This is a genomic window from Streptomyces sp. NPDC057702 (assembly GCF_042799315.1).
Lineage (GTDB): Bacteria > Actinomycetota > Actinomycetes > Streptomycetales > Streptomycetaceae > Streptomyces.
Genome location: NZ_JBHVJC010000009.1, coordinates 79360 through 97255 on the forward strand (window position 1 = coordinate 79360; position 17896 = coordinate 97255).

Genomic DNA, 17896 nt, shown 5'->3' on the forward strand with positions numbered 1-17896 from the left:
GGCACTATGACCGACAACATCTTCGCGACGAGCGTGTTCTTCCGCCTGGCCATCGGCGGCAGCGACCTGGGCGCCTTCCACACCTGCTCGGGCATGGGCGCCGAGGTCGAGATGGAGCGCTACACCGAGGGCGGCAACAACGGCTTCACCTGGAACCTGCCCGGCCGGGTGAGCTGGTCCAACATCACCCTCACCCGGCCGGTCACCGCCGACACGGCGAAGATCGGCCGCTGGTTGGACGAGACGCTGCGCCGGGTCGAGGCCAAGGACGGCGAGATCGTGGCGTTGCGGCCCGACCTGAGCAAGATCATCAGCTGGCAGGTGTTCGGCATCGTCCCCGTGCGGTGGCAGGGCCCGTCGTTCGACCCGGGCAGTTCACAGCCGGCCGTCGAGACGCTGGAGATCGCCCACCAGGGCCTGTCCCCGACCTGAGCCCGACGCCTTCCGCGCGCCCGCCCGGCACCTCGCGCGAGGCGGCTTCGACCGCGACCACCCACGAGCCCACCCCACCCGACCGGCGGACACACCCGCCGCGCGACAGGAAGGCACAGCATGTCCCCAGCGGTCCGTGCCAGCCGGGCCAGAGCCCAGCTCACGCTCAAGGAGCCGCCGACCGCCGTCGGGGCCAGGCCCGGCGGCGTGATCGCGCGACTCGACCTCCAGTTCAACCCCGCCACCCTGCAACTGGGCAAGAGCACGGAGTGGCGGCGCTCCCCCTCGCGGATGGCGGGCCAGTCGGCCATGCCCGAGTTCGTCGGCAGCGGGCCGCGCACGCTGAGCCTGGACGTGTTCCTGGACGCCACGGCCAAGCATGACAAGTCGGTGGAGCGGGCCGTGGAGACGTTGATGAAGGCGTGTGTGCCCACGCCCAGGAGCCTGGCGCGCAAGAAGCCGGCCAGCCCCTGGGTGCGCTTCGAGTGGGGCACCGCGCGCACCACCTCCTTCGACGGGGTGCTGTCGAATCTGTCGGTCTCCTACACGCTCTTCGACGTGGACGGCACGCCGCTGCGCGCCACTTGTTCGCTCTCCATCGAGGAGGCGAGCACCGACCCGCCGGGGCAGAACCCCACCTCGGGCGCGCGCACCGCGCGCACCACACACACGGTGGTGGCCGGCGACAGTCTGGCGATGCTGGCCTGGCGCGAGTACGGCGACGCGACGGTGTGGCGGATCATCGCGGAGGCCAACGACATCGACGACCCGATCGCGCTCGTCCCCGGCTCCCAGGTCGTGGTGCCCGCCGCGCGGACCACCTCCGGTGAGGAGGCGTCGTGAGCTCGAACGAGGCACACGGCGGCCGGTCGTTCACGGCCGACCCCATCGTGGAGGCGCCCGCCGAGGTGCCGAAGGGCTGGGCCGAGCGCCTGGTGAGCTGCGTCGTCGACGAGAGCGTCGGCCTGCCCGACACGGCCACGCTCACCTACCGCGACGAGGGCCACGAGTTCCTGGCCGCGACCAACATCACCATCGGTACGCCGCTTCGCGTCTCGGTGGTGACCGCCAGGAACCAGGCGCGCGAGCCGCTGTTCAGCGGCGAGGTCACGGCCCTGGAGCTGGACCAGGACGCCACCGGCGCCTTCACCGTCCTGCGCGCCTACTCCAAGGCCCACCGGCTCCAGCGGGGCCGCAAGGTGGTCGCCTACCGGAACATGACGACCGCGGCGATCGTCCGCAAGGTCGCCGCCGGAGCCGGTCTGGCCTGCGGCACCGTGCAGGCGCCGGCCATCACCCACCAGCAGCTGTCCCAGGCCAACGTCTCCGACTGGGACTTCCTCCAGTACCTGGCGAGCGAGAGCGGCGCCCAGGTACGCGTCGACGCCAAGGGGCTGCTCCAGTTCACCCGCCCGCTGAAGGCGTCCGGCGCGCCCGCGCCGTCGACGTCGGCCGCGACCAGCCCGCTGGTCCTCCAGTTCGGCGACAACCTGCTGGCGTTGCGCGCCGGGCTCTCGATGGCCGATGCGGCCTCGAAGGTGCAGGTGCGCGGCTGGAACACCACCACCAAGCGGCCGTTGGTCGCCGAGCAGGCGTCGGTGGTCAGCGACGCGGTGGCACCCGGCCTGGGGCCGGCGAGCGTCGCCCGGTTCGGCAGGGCCACCCAGGTGACCGTCACCGACACGCCGTACCGCACGCAGGCGGAGACGACGGCACTCGCGCGGGCCACGGCGGAGCGGATCGGCGCGGGGTTCGCCGAGTTGGAGGCGGTGGTGGTGGGCAACCCGGTGCTGCGGGCGGGCAAGCCCGTCGCGTTGGGCAACGTGGGCCGGGCGTTCTCCGGCCGCTACACGGCCACGGCGGTGCAGCACGTCCTGGAGCCGCACGGCGGCTACCGGACCACCCTGTGGGTCAGCCCCAGCCCGGACCGTTCCCTGACCGGCCTGGTCACCGGCGCCAACGCACCCGATCGCGGGCCGCGCATCCCGGGCCTGGCCATCGGCGTGGTCACCGACGTCCGCGAGCCGAACGGGTCCCAACGGGGCGCGGTGCGCCTGAAGTTCCCCTGGTTGGACGGCACGTACGTCTCGGACTGGGTCCGCACCGTCCAGTGGGGCGGCAAGGGCGGGGGCGGCGTGATCAGCCCCGAGGTCAACGACGAGGTGCTGGTGGGCTTCGAACAGGGGCTGCTGGACAGCCCGTACGTCCTCGGCGGGCTCTACAACGGCGTGGACAAGCCCTCGCCGCACGGCATCCCGCTCGTCGACCGCACCAGCGGGAAGGTCAACCGCCGCTCCGTGGCCTCGCGTTCGGGCCACCGGGTGGAGCTGTTGGACGCCTCGGCGCCCGGCCCCTCGGGGCTGCGCCTGGTGACCGGCGACGAACGGCTGGAGGTCCGCATGGACGACCGTCGTGACCGGATCGAGGTCACGGTGTACGCGGGGCGCAAGCGGGTCGCGACCTCCGTCGTCCTGGACCGTCGCGGCATCACGCTGGACGCCGGACAGGGGACGGTGACCGTCAGGGGTCGCACGGTGGACATCAACGGCACGGCGGGCGTCTCCATCGACGGCGCCCGGGTCGGTGTGTCCGCCAGGACCCAGGTCTCCATCGACGGCGGACTGCTCGGCGTCCTCAAGGCGAAGCTCGTCAGGATCAACTGAGACACCCCGCGCCCGCGCCCCCTCTCTCACCCAAGGAGCCCCAGATGCCCGCCGCAGCCCGCACCGGTGATCCCACCAACCACGGCGGTCGGATCACCACCCCACCGCCCTCGGCCGCCGCGACGGTGGCCCGCGTCCTGATCGGCGGACAGCCGGCCGCGGTCGTCGGCAGCCTGCACGTGTGCCCGACCCTGCCGCACGCGGCGCTGGGGCCGGCCAACGTCGTCCTGCCCTCCCCGGCCGGCGCCACCAGCGGCCTGGTCCTCATCGGCGGACTGCCCGCCGCGCGGACGGGCGACAGGACCGCGTGTGGCGCGCAGATCCTGATGGGCGCGGTGAACGTGCGGATCGGAGGGGCGCTGTGAGTCAGGCGTTCATCGGCCGTGGCTGGGCGTTCCCGCTGCGGGTCGGCCCCACCGGGGGCATCGCGATGGTCGAGCGGGGGCGGGAGATCGAGGAGGCCATCCGGCTCGTGCTCGGCACGGCGCCGGGCGAGCGGCCGATGCGGCCCGAGTTCGGCTGTGGCATCCACGACTACGTCTTCGCGCCCGGCGACGGCGCCACCGCCGGCCGGATCGCCCAACAGGTGCGCGAGGCGCTGGAGCGGTGGGAGCCACGGATCGCCGTGTCCGACGTGCTCGTGGCCTTCGACGCGGTCCAGGCCGGCACCCTCTACATCGACGTGCGCTACACGGTGCGTACCACCAACGACCGGCGCAACCTGGTCTTCCCCTTCTACACCATCCCCTCCGAGGAGGGGGCCGAGGAAACGGTCGCGAACTGATGGCCCTGCCTTCCCCCAACCTGGACGACCGGCGCTTCCAGCAGCTCGTCGACGAGGCCAAGCGGTACGTGCGGCAGCGCGCGCCCGAGTGGACCGACCACAACGTCTCCGACCCCGGCGTCACCCTGATCGAGACCTTCGCCTATCTCGTGGACCAGCTCCTGTACCGGCTCAACCGGGTGCCGGAGAAGAACTACCTGGCCTTCCTCGACCTGTTGGACATCCGGCTGTTCCCGCCCGGGGCCGCCAGCGCCGAGGTGGACTTCTGGCTCTCGGCGCCCCAGGCCGAGACGGTGGTGCTGGCCGCCGGCACCGAGGTGACCACGGCCGCCGGCGAGACGGAGGAGGCCGTGGTCTTCGCGACCACCGAGCGGCTTCCCATCGTGCCCAGCGAGCTGGTCCGCCTGCTGACCGTGGACCGCGCGGGCGAGCGGACCGACCGGACCGCCATGCTGGCCGAGGCCGCGGACGTGCCCTGTTTCCAGGCGGCGCCCGAGCCCGGCGACGCGCTGCTGTTCGGCCTGCCGACCGCCGCACCCCGGTGCGTGCTCGCGGTACGCCTGGACAGCCGCGTCGAGGGCGTGGGGGTGGACCCGCGCCAGCCGCCGCTGGTGTGGGAGGCGTGGGACGGCGGGAGCTGGCAGCGGTGCGAGACCGGCGCGGACACCACGGGTGGCCTGAACCGGCCCGGTGAGGTCATCGTGTACGTCCCGGCCGGCCACACGGCGTCGGTGGTCGGCGGTACGCGAGGCGGCTGGCTGCGCTGTCGGGTCGTGGCGCCGGAGCCGGGCCAGCCCTTCTACTCGGTCTCCCCCACGGTACGCGAGGCGGCCGTCTTCACCGTCGGGGGCACCATGACCGTGGAGCACGCCGAGACGGTGACCGACGCGCCCCTGGGTATCTCGGAAGGCGTCGCGGGGCAGAGCTTCCAACTGGACCGCCCGCCCGTGCTGCTGGACGGGCCGCCGCCCGTGGTGGAGGTGTCATCGGCCGACGGCTGGCAGCGCTGGGAGGTCGTCGACGACTTCGGCCGCTCCGGGCCCCGGGACCCGCACGTCCAGGTGGACGCCACCACCGGCAGGTTCACCTTCGCCCCCGCGTTGCGCGAGGCCGACGGCACCCTGCGCGCGTGCGGTGCCGTGCCGCCCAAGGGGGCGCACATCCGCGTGGCCCGCTACCGCACCGGCGGCGGCCCGGAGGGCAACGTCGCCCGGGGCGCCATCAACGTCCTGCGCAGTTCCGTGCCCTACGTCGCCGAGGTCGGCAACCGCGAGGCGGCCCGGGGCGGGGTCGCCGGCGAGAGCGTCGCCAACGCCCGGCTGCGCGCCCCACGGGCGCTGCGGACGCAGGGGCGCGCGGTGACCGCCGAGGACCACGAGATCATCGCCCGCCAGGCGGCGCCGTCCCTGCGGCGTGTGCGGTGCCTGTCCGCCGCCGACTCCCCGGGCACGGTCCGGGTCCTGGTGGTGCCCGACGCGGTCGCCGACGAGGGGGACCAGCTCCGCTTCGAGCAGCTCGTACCGAGCGACCAGGTGTTGGAGACGGTGACCGGGGCGCTGGACGAGCGGCGTCTGATCGGCACCCGCCTGGTCGTCGAACCCCCCGTCTACCAGGGCGTCACGGTGGTGGCGCGACTGTCGGTGCCGGCCGGCGAGGTACCCGAGCGGGTGCGCGACGCCGCGCGGGACGCCCTGTTCCGCTACCTCAACCCGCTGCACGGCGGCCCGACCGGCACCGGCTGGCCGTTCGGGCGGGCGGTGCAGTACGGCGAGGTGTTCGGCGTCGTCCAACGCGCCGTGGGGGACGCGCTGGTGGAGGAGGTCCGGATGTTCGCCGCCGATCCGATCACGGGGCGGCGCGGCTCCCCCGTCGAGCGCGTCGACATCGGGACGGGCGCCCTCGTCTTCTCCTACCGGCACCAGGTGGTCGTGAGCGCCGCGCCACCACGGGAGCGGCCGTGACCCGCGCCGCCGTGCCCGGCCTGCGCAGCCGGCACCCCATCGGGGCCCACCTGCCCGCCCTGTACGCCGAGGACGACCTGGCCCAGCGGTTCACCGCCGGCCTGGACACCGTCCTGGCCCCCGTGTTCGCCACGCTCGACAACCTGTCCGCCTACTTCGACCCCCGGGTGACCCCGGCCGACTTCCTGGGCTGGCTCGCGTCCTGGATCGGCGCCGTGGACGACCCGCGCTGGCCGCCAGACCTGCGGCGCGAGGCGATCCTGCGGGCCCTGGAGCTGCACCGCGCTCGGGGCACCCGGCGCGGGCTGACCGAGGCCCTGCGCCTGCTCCTGGGCGTCGGTTCGGACGTGGTGGGCGACGGCACGGCGGTCTGGTCACGGACGGCGCTCTCGGCGCTGCCGCCCCCGCCGGCCGCCGACCTCGTGGTCCGGGTGTGGCCGGAACAGGCGACGGACGTCGACCCGGAGCGGGTCGAGGAACTCGTACGGGCCCTGTGCCCGGTGCACACCCGGTGCCAGGTGCGCGTGCTGGCCGGGCCGCCCGCGGACCGGGGAGGACCGGCATGAGGCGCGCGTGCCCGGCCTGCGGGGCCTCCAACGAGGAGAGCGACGACTTCTGCGGCAACTGCGGCGGCTACCTGGGCTGGTCGACCACCACCCCGACGACGGACCCAGCTCGTACGCCGCACCCCACGACGACCCACCCGGGCGACGCCCCAGCCGACACCACCCCGACGGGCGCGGCCGGCGACGCGGACGCCCCGTCGCCGAGCGTCACCGCGCCCGCCGACCATCAGGGCCCGCCAACCACCCACCGGGCGGCCTCGGACCGCGACCCCGGGGCCGCGCGCACGGGTCCGCCGAACGCCTCGCCGGACCCGGCCGGGACATCCTCGGACACGGCGGGCGCAAGCCCGGTGACACCGCCAGCTCCGCCGGTTCCGTCGGGGAACCACCCTCCGCCACCGGCTCACCCCGTCACGGCGAGGGCCCACCCGGGGCCGCCACCAGCGCCATCGGCCACACCCGGGCCCGCCACGCCAAAGACACCCCCGCCCCCCTCCTCGCCTCCGACGGCGGGGGCGCCCGCGCCGGCGTCGCCGCCGGCGGTACGGCCCGCGACGCCGGTGGGCGACGCCCCGCGACCGGTCAAGCCCGCGAAGGCGGTCGCGCCGCGTCCCACCGTGCGACCGGTTCCGGCCGACGAGCACGAGAGCGGCGACCCCTGCCCGGCGTGCGGCACACCCAACCCGCCCCACCGCCGGTTCTGTCGCCGCTGCGCGGCCCCCCTGGCCCCGGCCGCCCCCCGGGCCCGGCTCCCGTGGTGGCGCACGGTGTGGCCGGTGCGGCGGCGCGGGCGGGCGCGGTCGGGCCGCCTCGTACGGCTGACGGTGATCCTGGGGGTGGTCGCGGCGCTGGGCGTGGGGGGGTATCTGCTGCTGCCGGCCGGACAGCACCTCGTCGAGGACACGCGGGACAAGCTGCGCAAGTCCAAGCCGGTCAACCCACGGCGGACCTCGGCGACCGCACAGCTACCGGGCCATCCCGTGGGCAACACCACCGACAGACTCCGCAACCGCTACTGGGGCGTCCCGGGGCCCGGCGCCACCGTGACGTACACCTTCGCCAAGCCGTTCCGACTCTACGACCTGATCATCACCAACGGCGCCTCGAACTCCCCTCAGGAGTACGCCCGTCAGGGGCGCGCGCTGCGTATCGACCTGGCGGCGACGACCGAGGACGGCCATGTCGTCCGCCGGACTCTCACCCTCGACGACAAGCCCGGCCCCCAGCCCCAGGGCCTGCGCATCAGCGAGGTGACGACCGTCCGACTCACCCTGGCGTCCCCGGCCGGGCTGACCGGGGGCCGCCATCTGGCCTTGGCGGAGGTCGAGTTCTTCCAACGCAGGTGACCCGCCCGCGCCGCGCCTGGCCCGGCCTGGCCCGCGACCGGGTGCGTCAGGAGAGACTGGACGGTCGGGCGTACCGAGGCGAGCACCCCCCGCTCCGGGAGCGGGGGGTGCTCGATGGTGGTGGGCGCGGCCGGCGGGGTCAGCCACCTGGTCGCGCGTACCGGTCCGTGTCAGTCAGCAGGGGTGGTGGTCATCGCATTCCGCTTTACGCGGGGTTACTTCACGATGAGCGGCTTGCCGGCGTAGTAGTCGAGCAGAGCGTCCACCGTGCCCGTGCGGGACGGCGGGTGGAAGGCCAGGGCGTGCGAGGCCGCCGCCAGGTAGGCGGTGTCCGAAGAGGTCACGTACGCGATGCCACCCAGCAGTTCGACCACGTCCCGGATGACTCCGGCAAGGGTGTCCTGCACGGCGAAGCGGCTCACCAGCGCGGCGGCCAGCGTGTCGTTGCCCGTCTCACCGTCCATCACCCGTCGGGCCAGGCCCTCGGTGAGCAGCGCGGCGGACTCCACCCGCGAGGCGATCGAGGCGCGGTCGGAGGCGCTGCCCCGGCCCTTCTCCAGCAGCCGTTCCACCAGCGAGCTGGCCAGCCCGGTGTATCCGGCGCTGACGATCATCTGGAACCAGATCAGGCCGATTTCCTGGAGTTCGTTGAGACCTTCCAGGATCTCGTCCGGCGCGTGCAGGATCTGGCCTTCGGTGGCGAACGCGTCCTCCAGGACCACCTCGTGGCTCTCGGCGCCGGCCAGCGCGAAGTTCGACCAGAACGGGCGAACGGTGATCCCCGGGCTGTCGGCGGGGAGCATCAGGAAGCCCATGTCGGCGGAGCCGTCGGGCCGGCGCATGGCCACACTCGCGGTGAGCAGCCCCATGGACTTCGCCATGCTGCACGGCTTCTTGGAACCGCGCAGCAGGTAGCCGCCCTCGACGGGCCGGGCCTCCATCGTGGGGCTGAGGATGCCCTCGCCACTGCGGCCCTCGGCGAAGCCGGACGCGAGCAGCAGCTTCTCCTCCGCGACCCGCTTCAACGAGGTCTCCAACTCGGTGCCCTCGCCGAGGGACGCCGCGACACCGACGAGCGTGCCGATGGAGAAGTGGTGCATGGTCGTCGCCACGGCCAGCGAGGGGGAGAGCGAGCCCAGCACGCGGGTCACCCGGACCGTGTCGAGGGCGCTGGCGCCGATGCCGCCGAAGGACTTCGGCACCACCAGGTTGGAGCCGTTGTGGGAGCGGAACAGCTCGATCGCCGGGCTGCCCTCGGCCTCCAGTGTCGCCAGCGGCACCTCGGACAGCGCGGCGCGCAGCCCCGGCAGCAGGGTGTCGCAGGTGTCACGGTCAGCTTGCATGAACTGCATGGTCGCTCCTCGTGTAGTGGCCGCGGGCGTCTCGTCCGCGGTGGTCGTGGGGTCGGCACCGCTCAGCGGGTCGTCCCCGGGGATTCGGCACGGGCGCCTGGCGCCGCCGCACGGGGCGGAGCTCCTCGGGAGCGGGCGCTCCGGGCCGGGGTGGTGGGGAGCATCGGGCGGTCGGCCTCGCCGAATGCCCCCACCGAATCTGGGTGGCCGCCCCGCGCGTCGGCGGACAGGCGGAGAGGGCCGGGGGGTGGGTGGTTGGCCTTGCCGGGGCCCGTCGTTGGGCACCGGAGGTGCGGGCACGTCGATGACGGCCTCGCCCCCGCTCGGCGGGGGGCGTGTCGGCCCGTCAGGGTGTGTGGGCGCGGTGGTCAGCGGGGCGAGCGGCTCCTCGTCCCGGTCGGCCGCGCCAGCACGGCTGGCGGTGGTGGCGGTGGTGGCGGTGGCGGTGGCGGTGGCGGAGAGTCCCCTCCCGTGCCGCCTCGGTGTCTCGGGCGGTCAGCGGGGGCCTCCTGACCCACCACGCTGTGGGCTTGGGGTACGGCTCGGTGCTCAGGGCGCCGCCGCCGGGCCGTCGGCGTGCCCCGTGGGTGACGGTGGCGCGAGGGCCCGGACGGGCGTGGAGCACCCCGGGGGTGACCGGCGGCGCTTGGGCCCCGCCCGGTGCCCGGTGGGTCCGCTCCTTCGCGCGTGGTTCACCTCGGATGGCGCGCCGCGCGGCACACGGGGTGTGTCGGTGCTGCCGGCCAGCGGTGGTGCGGCGCCGAGCGGGGCTTCGGTGGCCCGTTCGCGTCGCGGTGAGTGCCCGCCAGGGCGCCTTCCCTCGCGTGTCGGGGCACGCCGCGGCGGCCATCGCGACCGGCCGCCCACCACGTCCGCCCTGCGACACCGACCGCCACCGACCCGGCGGCCGTGCCCGGTTGCGGCCTCCGCTTGGGCCGGGGACGGTCGGCGACGCCCGCCGGGAACGCGGACGTGGTCCCGGCGTGCGCACGCGCGTCCGACACGAGGGCACGGCCATCCACGGGGGCGGCGTACGTCGGGACCATTCCGCCCGGAGCCGAAGGACTGACCCTCGCCTGGTCCGATCGGATTCCGGTGGATGATTCCATGCCGCGCCCCTGTTCTTCCGAGGTTCACACACCTGACGTAGCCGTTGAGCTGCGTACTTCGAATGTCGGGGCTTCTCCAGCCCGTATGCCTCCGTATTTCGATGCGTGTCGTTGACCGCTTATCAGTTGCCGCGAAACAAAGCCCGGTTAACACCTGACACACCCCTGAGCGAGGGCGTCCGCGCCCCGATCAGGTTATCCGTTAATGCCGCGCCAGTGGTCCGTCGACGACCAACAGCACCTGCCAACGGCACATGTTGACCGAAAACACGTGACGCGCCCCTCGTGCGCCGCATTCCGTTTGCGTTCGGCAGGGGTTTAGTCGCCGCAGCAGTGACGTGCAGATCTTGACTGGAGGGGCGCGTGTTCAGGAGGCGTCTGGATGCCTCTACTTCGTATTGCTGGGGTGTTTGTTATCCGGTCAGGACTACGGAGCGGCCGTCCGGGAACCGTCCCGGGGGTCGGCTCGGGACGGGGCCCGGACGGGTGTGTGACGCGCCCGGCGCAGGTCCGGGGCGCCGCGCGCGAGTGGCCGTGCGCGGTCAGGCGGCGCCTGGTCGGACTGCTCCGTCGCTCACCGGGACCAGCGGGAGCCGTTGCACCGCGGCGCAGGTGGCAGGGGTGATCGGGCCCCGCGTACCGGCCGGCCCGTTGGCGCGCGCCGGGCCCGACGGCGACGCGCGCCAAACCACCAGCGAATCCCGCCGCGCCCCCGACATCGAAGGCGTCCCTCCGCCGACTTCTCGCGACCGACGCAACATCGTGCCAAGGAATTACACGCGCTGTACCCAACTCACAAAGAGTTCTCGTTGGCCGGCCTTTCCGATCCGCCCGGCGCTCCGCTAACACCGCGCCCCGTACCGCCTCGTCCCGCGAACCTTCGAGCGTCGCGTGAATCAGCCCCCGCTGTCCCACGCAGCCCGTGTGTATCGGTCAACGACCACGCCCTGGTGCGCAAATCACCGCTCTGTTCGCTGACCGTTCCGCGCCATTGTGATGACTGGTTCCCGACGGGCACGGGCATCGCGGCGAACGAAACTGGCCATGACCACCTACCTCGAAGCCTGACTCATTTACCCGGCCGTGGCTTTTTTCTTTGCCATCACCACGAAACTTCTGGGTTTAATCTTGGCAGATTGCTGCCATTCGGAATTTCGACGCCACCCTGACCTGCGTCGACCCGTGCGAATGGACGACAGCCGCGAGAGGCGACGCGACTTCCCGGGCCGCTCCCGTACGGACGTCTCGCCGGCTCGAAAGGACCGGGTGCCGGGCCCCCGTGGCGGCGGGGTCAGCGGTCGCGGGGAGCCCTACCGACACCGGAGCGACCGACACCCGCGCCGCGCACATCCCGCGCGGCCTCGTACGCCGGCCCACCCGCCGCACGGTGCGGTGTGGGGCGGGCCGGACCTTCACCACCGTCGCCCCGGCGCGGTAGGGTCGAGCGCGGCGGGGCCTCTGCGGCGGCCCGGACACGACGTCCGAGGGTTGCCCGTCCCGTCGTCTCGACGGCGCGCGACCCGGCCGTCGACGACATCCCGGCCGACCGGGCCTCCCGGGCGGCATCCGAGGCGCACACGAGACCGCGCCGAGCGACTCGGCCCATGCGTCCGTCAGCGGACGGGGCCCCACGCCCACCGGTTCACCCCCGCGTACTCGAGGTCACCGTCCCGCCACGTGCGGCCGTGCGCCGACGCGGCGACATCGCGACACAGCCCATCGGCGGCGTCGGCCGCCCGTCGAGCGCGTCCGCACACACCCACACCCAGCCACACCCAGCCAAGGAGCGAGACGCCATGAACCTCCCCGACCGCCTCACCGCTCACCCCGAGCGTCAGATGCTGGACTACGTGCTCGACCACACTCGGGCCGAACTGGTCAGCACCGTGCGCGGCCTGTCGGAAGCCGACTCCCGCCGCCGCCTGGTCCCGTCCAGGACGACGTCGATCGGGTTGGTCAAACACGCCGCCTTCGCCGAGCGGAAGTGGTTCCAACACATCGTGGGCGGCCTGCCGGAGTCGGAGTGCGACGGCCTGATGGTCGGCGAGGACAGCTTCACGGTCGGCGACGACGAATCGGTCGCCGACGTGATCGAGGAGTTCGAGCGCGCCAGCGAGCGGGCCCGGGCGATCACCGCGGACATCGCTCTCGACGCGATCCGGCGGCACCCCGCCTGTGGCACCGTCAGCCTGCGTTGGATCTACCTGCTGATGATCCAGGAGTTCGCCCGCCACGCCGGCCACTGCGACATCCTGCGCGAACAGGTCGGCGCCGATCCCCGCGCGTGAGGCGGCCTACGGGAACGAACCCGTGCCGGCGCGGGCAGACCGTGCCTGGGACGTGGTCGGCGTCCGCGTAGTCCCACCGTGCCCGGAGCGGCCCCGCACCGGATGGGCGGAGGCGGGGTCACGTCTCCGGCGCGGGCGGCACGGGGCGTTGTCAGTGGTGGGTGGCAGCATCGGGCGTATGACGGAGACCACGACATTCGACTGGCTGCCCTTCCTACTCAAGTGGAGTGCGGAGTGGGCGGATTCGACGTCGGCCGACGAGGCGCGCGACGCGGACGACGAGGCCGCGCGGCAGGCGCGCTGGCTGGGGTTCCCGGCCGCGTCCGAGGCGCGGATCCTCGCCCTGGAGGAACGCCTTGGCCGGCGACTGCCCCCGTCGTACCGGGAGTTCCTCAAGGTCAGCGACGGGTGGCGGCACGCGGGCGGCTTCGTGTGGCTGCTGGCGGGCACCTCGGACGCGCACTGGCACCAGGACGCGTCGGGACTCGCGGACCTCTTCGAGGAGTACCTGGACGAGGACTCCGACCCCGAGGAGTGGCGGGAGGCGGACCTCTGGCGGCGTGGGCTGCAACTGGACGTCGAGTCCGACGCCACCCACGTCCTGATGGACCCCGACGACGTGGACGAGGACGGGGAGTGGGCCGTGTACGTGTGGTCGAGTTGGCGGGCCGCGCCGCCCGAACGGTACGCGCACTTCCCGGCGTTCCTGCGGGCGATGCACCAGGAGTTCCACAGTCTGCGCGCGGCGCCCCACCGCGGTGAGCCGGTGTTCGCCAACGACACGACGCGGGAGCTGGACGCCCAGCTGGAGCGCGCCAGGCCGATGGCGCTGCGCGGCGACTGGGAGGAGGCCGCGCGTCTGCTGGACGAGGCCAAGGAGTACGGCAGGCCACGGGCGTCCGGGCTGGGCGACCAGATACGCCGTCTGCGCGGAGAGACCTATCTGGTGTACTTCAACGACCTGCTGACCGACCCACGGTACGCGCCGGACCTGCTGCCGCTGCTGGCCACCGAGCACGCCGAGCGCGCGACGTACTCCGACGGGGACGACTCCACCTTCCAGTTCCATCTGAGAGACGCCGACGAGGACGTGGTGTCCCTGGCGTACGCGACGCTGGAGCAGGTGCGCGGTGGGACCTACCGGTACGCGCCGGGCGGCCCGTTCGGGGAGGCGGTCGAGCGGGCGCGGGAGCTGGCCCGGTGGGCGGACACCGACGGGGCGTGGCGGACGCTGCGGGACGCGCTGCCCGTGTGGCAGCCGCTGGGTCCGGACCACCTGGCGCCGCTGGGTTGGCTGGCCGATCCCGTGCTCGGTCCGCTGTTCACGCCGGAGCGGGGACTGGAGTTGCTGTCCACGCCCCGGGGTGGGCGGTCGGGCGCGGCGCCGACACCGACGGCCGGGCTCGACCCGGACGGCCTGGCCTGGCTCGCGGAGCCGGACCGGGGGCCCACGTCCTACCGTCTGGTCCTGGTGGAGGCGGTGGAGCCGGCGGAGTTGCCCGCCCGGCTCGCCGACGGGGGCGATGCCGTGCTGGTCGAGCCGCTGACCCAGTGGGAGGCGGACGAGTGGGCGCGCGCGGGGCGGACGGAGTCCTCCTCCTACCACGACCGGGCCGTGATGGCCGTCGGCCGAGCCGGCTCCGGCTGGAGCTTCGCCTTCGACGGCAAGCCCGCCCGCTTCGACCGGCGGCGGTTCGTCTCCCCGGCCCCGGCCGCCAGCGCGGGCACCCGCGCGGTGGTGGTGTGGGCCAACCTGCGGGCCAGGCACGAGCATCCGCTCTTCCACCTGTCGGTGGCCCGCGACGGCGTCGAGGAGTACGCGTTCACGTACGCCGAGGGCGACCTCCACACCAGCGGCCAGATACCGCCGGCCCTGGACCCGCGCCGACTCCTCAGCGGCCGGGACGACGGCGTCGGGACGGAACGCTCCCTCCTGGCGGCGGTGGCCGAGGAGTTCGGTGTCACCCTGCCCCGCCACGCGATCCTGCACGGGCGGCTCCACACGTTCACCACCCGCTCCTGGACCCGACCCCCCAGGGACGGCGAGACGTACGCGGTGGCCCGCGTCGTCTGGGCGGACCGCCGCCCGGCGGGCGACGATCGGGCGGACCGGCGCCCGGTGGGCGACGATCCGAGCTGATGTCAGGAGGTGGGCCCAGGGACGGACCAGCGCGTGGCCTCAGCTCCTGCGGGCCTGGGTTCGGGGCAGTCTGGTGGCGCCGGCGGCGGCCAGCAGACAGAAGCCGAGCACCCACCAGAAGGTGTCGGCGAACGCCCAGGAGACGGCCTCGCCCCGGGCGTCCAGCCGGCTCTGGAGGACCACGGCGAGCGTCGCGGTGCCGACCGAACCGCCCACGGTGTTGAGCAGATTGAGCGCGCCGGCCGCGCGAGGGATCTGGGCGGGTTCGATACGGCTGTAGACGATGTTCATCACGGGCGCCCCGACCATGGCCATCCCGACGCCACGCAGCGCGAGCGCCGAGGCGATCACGACGTCGGACGGCTGGTGACCGAGTTGGGTGAAGGGGGCCGTGCCCAGCACGATGAGCACGATGCCGGTGACCACCAGGGTGCGGGGCGCGACCTTGTCGATGGTGCGGTTGACCACCACCGAGCCAGCCGCCGCGCCGAGCCCCTGGGGCGCGAGCAGCAGGCCCGCCTCCCAGGCGGAGAGGTCGCGCCCGGTCTGGAAGTACAGCGGGAGCAGGAACATCGTGCCGAACACCGAGGCACCCAGCACGAGCAGGGCGAGGGCGGCGGCGCCGAAGGGCGGTCGGGTGAAGAGGCGGGGGTCGACCAGCGGGGTGCGGCGGGTACGCAGCCCGTGGGTGGTGAACCCGACCAGCATGGCCAGGCCGGCCACGACGCCGACGGTGGCCGGGAGGGTGCGGCCGTGGGCGACCTCCGTCAGCCCGAAGACGAGCACGGCCAGACCGGGTGAGAGCAGCGCCGCCCCGCGCAGGTCGAAGGGCGTGCGCTGGGGGGAGGCCGGCACCTCGGGCACGTACCGGCGGGCGAGCACCATCGCGACCGCGCCGATCGGCAGGTTGACCAGGAACAGCCACGGCCAGGAGGCCGCGCCGAGGATCGAGCCGCCGACCAGCGGGCCGAGGACGGGCGAGAGCAGCGGGACGACGGCGACGACGCTGATCACCCGTCCGGTGCGGGCGGGGCCCGCGACGCGGGCCAGCAGGGCCTGGCCGGTGGCGGGCAGCAACCCGCCGCCCAGGCCCTGGACCACGCGGAAGGCGATGAGGCTGGGTGCCGACCAGGCTAGCGCGCACAGCGCCGAGCCCAGCAGGAACACACCCACGGCCGTGAGCCAGACCCGCCGGCCACCGAACCGGTCGGCCAGCCAGCCGGACGCGGGCACGGCGGCGACCACGGCCAGCAGATAGGCGGTGGACACCCACTGGATCTCGGTGACGGAGGCGTCGAACTCCCGGGTCAGGGTGCCGATGCCGACACTGACGATGGTGGCGTCCACCGTGGCCATGAAGGTGCCGAGTACCAGGATGAACGCCGTCCGCAACAGGGGCCCGTCCACCCGCGTGGCCGCCGGCCCGCCCGGCTCGCTCCGCTCAGGCACCAGAGGTCCCGGGGGCCGGGGGGTTCACGGCCGGACGGCCCGGGGGCACGCTCGTCGCGCTCAACTCAGTCTCCTCGCAGGGTGGGGACGACCATGGGCGTGCCCGTCACCGGGTCGGGGACGATGACGCTGGGCAGTTCGAAGACGTCCTCGATCAGCGCGGCGTCCACGATGTCGGTGGGGTCGCCCTCGGCGGCGACCCGGCCGTCCTTCATCGCGACCAGGTGGTCGGCGAACCGGCACGCCTGGTTGATGTCGTGCAGGACGGCGATGACCGTACGGCCCCGGTCGCGCAGCCTGGCCAGCAGGTCGAGCAGTTGGTACTGGTGGGTAATGTCCAGGAAGGACGTCGGCTCGTCGAGCAGCAGGTAGGGCGTCTCCTGGGCGAGCACCATGGCCATCCACACCCGTTGGCGCTGACCGCCGGACAGCTCCTGCACGGGGCGGTCCGCCAGGTCGGCGACCCCCGCGGCGGCCATCGCGGTGGTGACGGCGCTCTCGTCCTCCTTGGTCCACAGGGCCAGGAACGACTGGTACGGGAACCGGCCCCGGCCCACCAGCTGTCTGACCCTGATGTCGTCGGGGGCCTGGGGGTCCTGTGGCAGGAAGCCGAGTTGCTTGGCCAGGGCCTTGGCCGGGTAGTCGCCGACCTCGCGGTCGTCGAGTTCCACGCGCCCGGAGTCGGGGCGCAGCAGGCGTACGAACGCGCGCAACAGGGTGGACTTCCCACAGCCGTTGGGGCCCACGATGGCGGTGAACGCGCCGTCGGGGACGTCGAGACTCAGCCGGGTGGACACCACGCGGTCTCCGTAGCGCAGGGTGATGTCCCGCGCGGTCAGGCGTGCGCTCACGCGCGCCTCACCTCCTTGGTCAGCAGCCAGATCAGGTAGCAGCCGCCGATCGCGGTGCTGACCACGCCGACGGGCAGGGCGACGGGGGCCAGCAGCATCTGGGCGATGAGGTCGGCGCCCAGCAGCAGGACGGCGCCGGTCAGCGCGGCGGGCAGCAGCGGCACTCCGGCGGCGCCGGCGAGGCGGCGGCCGATCTGCGGGGCGGCCAGCGCGATGAAGGCGATCGGTCCGGCGACGGCGGTCACGGTGGCGGTGCAGCCGACGCCGACGAGCACCATCAGCAGGCGCAGCCGGTCCAGGTTGACGCCGGTGGTGGCCGCGACGGAGTCGCCCAGCGCCGCCTGGTGCATGGCGTGTGCCTGGGTGGCCATCAGGGCCAGCAGGACGGCGATCACCGTGAAGGGGATGTTCAGGTCGGCCCAGCCGACACCGTTGAGGGAGCCGGCGCTCCAGCCGACGGCGGCGATGGCCACCTCCAGGTCGGCGCGGAGCACGATCCAGGAGTTGACGGCGGTCATCATCGCGTTGAGGGCGATGCCGATCACCACCAGGCGCAGTCCGGAAAAGCCCCGGTCGAAGGAGAGGGCGTAGATCACGGCCGCGACGATCAGGCCGCCGAGGACCGAGCCGACGGCCAGTTGCGCCGAGGTGCCGGAGAGCACGGTGAGGGCGACCAGGGCGCCGGTGTAGGCGCCGGCGTCCAGGCCGATGACGTCGGGGCTGCCCATCGGGTTGCGGGTCAGGTTCTGGAAGACGGCTCCGGCCACGCCGAGCGCGCCGCCGAAGACCAGTCCGGCCAGCACCCGTGGCAGCCGCCACTCCGAGATGACCACGGAGCGCTCCGCCCCGCTCAGGGCGGCGAACACCTCACCGGGGGTGGACCACGAGGCGCCGTAGCACAGCCCGAGCAGGCCGAGGCCCAGCATGAGCGCGGTCATCACCAGGGTCAGGGCCA

General features: G+C 73.6%; 14 protein-coding genes. 10 read left to right on the top strand and 4 right to left on the bottom strand.

Annotated features, from left to right (window positions below; genetic code table 11):
• Positions 1 to 6 precede the first annotated feature (6 nt).
• The 8 genes from ACFVFR_RS08805 to ACFVFR_RS08840 all read left to right on the top strand — a co-directional run bounded on the left by ACFVFR_RS08805 (position 7) and on the right by ACFVFR_RS08840 (position 7752).
• Positions 7 to 432, top strand: a complete 426-nt coding sequence (locus ACFVFR_RS08805) for a phage tail protein (RefSeq protein ID WP_383698997.1) — start codon at positions 7 to 9, stop codon at positions 430 to 432.
• A gap of 120 nt (positions 433 to 552) precedes the next feature.
• Positions 553 to 1275 carry a peptidase M23 gene (locus ACFVFR_RS08810; RefSeq protein WP_383698998.1) on the top strand — a complete coding sequence of 241 codons (723 nt, stop codon included), beginning with the start codon at positions 553 to 555 and terminating at the stop codon, positions 1273 to 1275.
• Positions 1272 to 3095 (top strand): VgrG-related protein, encoded by a 1824-nt coding sequence (locus tag ACFVFR_RS08815; RefSeq protein WP_383698999.1) that lies wholly within the window; start codon positions 1272 to 1274, stop codon positions 3093 to 3095. The genes ACFVFR_RS08810 and ACFVFR_RS08815 overlap by 4 nt, the downstream gene beginning before the upstream one ends.
• Before the next feature lie 44 nt (positions 3096 to 3139).
• The gene (locus tag ACFVFR_RS08820; RefSeq protein WP_383699000.1) at positions 3140 to 3460 is read left to right on the top strand and encodes a PAAR domain-containing protein; all 321 of its coding nucleotides are present in this window, start codon (positions 3140 to 3142) and stop codon (positions 3458 to 3460) included.
• Positions 3457 to 3879 (top strand): GPW/gp25 family protein, encoded by a 423-nt coding sequence (locus ACFVFR_RS08825; RefSeq protein WP_383699001.1) that lies wholly within the window; start codon positions 3457 to 3459, stop codon positions 3877 to 3879. Before ACFVFR_RS08820 ends, ACFVFR_RS08825 begins: the two co-directional genes overlap by 4 nt.
• Positions 3879 to 5840, top strand: a complete 1962-nt coding sequence (locus tag ACFVFR_RS08830) for a putative baseplate assembly protein (RefSeq protein WP_383699002.1) — start codon at positions 3879 to 3881, stop codon at positions 5838 to 5840. The genes ACFVFR_RS08825 and ACFVFR_RS08830 overlap by 1 nt, the downstream gene beginning before the upstream one ends.
• On the top strand, positions 5837 to 6406 hold the full coding sequence (locus tag ACFVFR_RS08835; protein ID WP_383699003.1) for a phage tail protein: 570 nt from the start codon (positions 5837 to 5839) through the stop codon (positions 6404 to 6406). The genes ACFVFR_RS08830 and ACFVFR_RS08835 overlap by 4 nt, the downstream gene beginning before the upstream one ends.
• 776 nt (positions 6407 to 7182) lie before the next feature.
• Complete coding sequence (locus tag ACFVFR_RS08840) at positions 7183 to 7752, top strand: NADase-type glycan-binding domain-containing protein (RefSeq protein WP_383699004.1); 570 nt, start codon at positions 7183 to 7185, stop codon at positions 7750 to 7752.
• 215 nt (positions 7753 to 7967) lie between these two features.
• On the opposite strand, the gene ACFVFR_RS08845 is transcribed toward ACFVFR_RS08840, so the two are convergent.
• Positions 7968 to 9104, bottom strand: coding sequence for an acyl-CoA dehydrogenase (locus ACFVFR_RS08845; RefSeq protein ID WP_383699005.1), 1137 nt, complete (start codon positions 9102 to 9104; stop codon positions 7968 to 7970).
• 2905 nt (positions 9105 to 12009) lie between these two features.
• On the opposite strand from ACFVFR_RS08845, the gene ACFVFR_RS08850 reads away from it, so the two are divergent.
• Positions 12010 to 12501: a DinB family protein gene (locus tag ACFVFR_RS08850; protein WP_383699006.1), complete on the top strand. Its 492-nt coding sequence runs from the start codon at positions 12010 to 12012 to the stop codon at positions 12499 to 12501.
• 178 nt (positions 12502 to 12679) lie between these two features.
• Positions 12680 to 14641 carry an SMI1/KNR4 family protein gene (locus tag ACFVFR_RS08855; protein WP_383699007.1) on the top strand — a complete coding sequence of 654 codons (1962 nt, stop codon included), beginning with the start codon at positions 12680 to 12682 and terminating at the stop codon, positions 14639 to 14641.
• Positions 14642 to 14680: 39 nt separating this feature from the next.
• On the opposite strand, the gene ACFVFR_RS08860 is transcribed toward ACFVFR_RS08855, so the two are convergent.
• The 3 genes from ACFVFR_RS08860 to ACFVFR_RS08870 all read right to left on the bottom strand — a co-directional run bounded on the left by ACFVFR_RS08860 (position 14681) and on the right by ACFVFR_RS08870 (position 17879).
• Positions 14681 to 16090: an MDR family MFS transporter gene (locus ACFVFR_RS08860; RefSeq protein WP_383699008.1), complete on the bottom strand. Its 1410-nt coding sequence runs from the start codon at positions 16088 to 16090 to the stop codon at positions 14681 to 14683.
• Positions 16091 to 16155: 65 nt separating this feature from the next.
• Entirely contained in the window at positions 16156 to 16941 is a 786-nt protein-coding gene (locus tag ACFVFR_RS08865) for an ABC transporter ATP-binding protein (protein ID WP_383699009.1), read from the bottom strand.
• Complete coding sequence (locus ACFVFR_RS08870; protein ID WP_383699078.1) at positions 16938 to 17879, bottom strand: FecCD family ABC transporter permease; 942 nt, start codon at positions 17877 to 17879, stop codon at positions 16938 to 16940. The genes ACFVFR_RS08865 and ACFVFR_RS08870 overlap by 4 nt, the downstream gene beginning before the upstream one ends.
• Between the last annotated feature and the right edge of the window lie 17 nt (positions 17880 to 17896).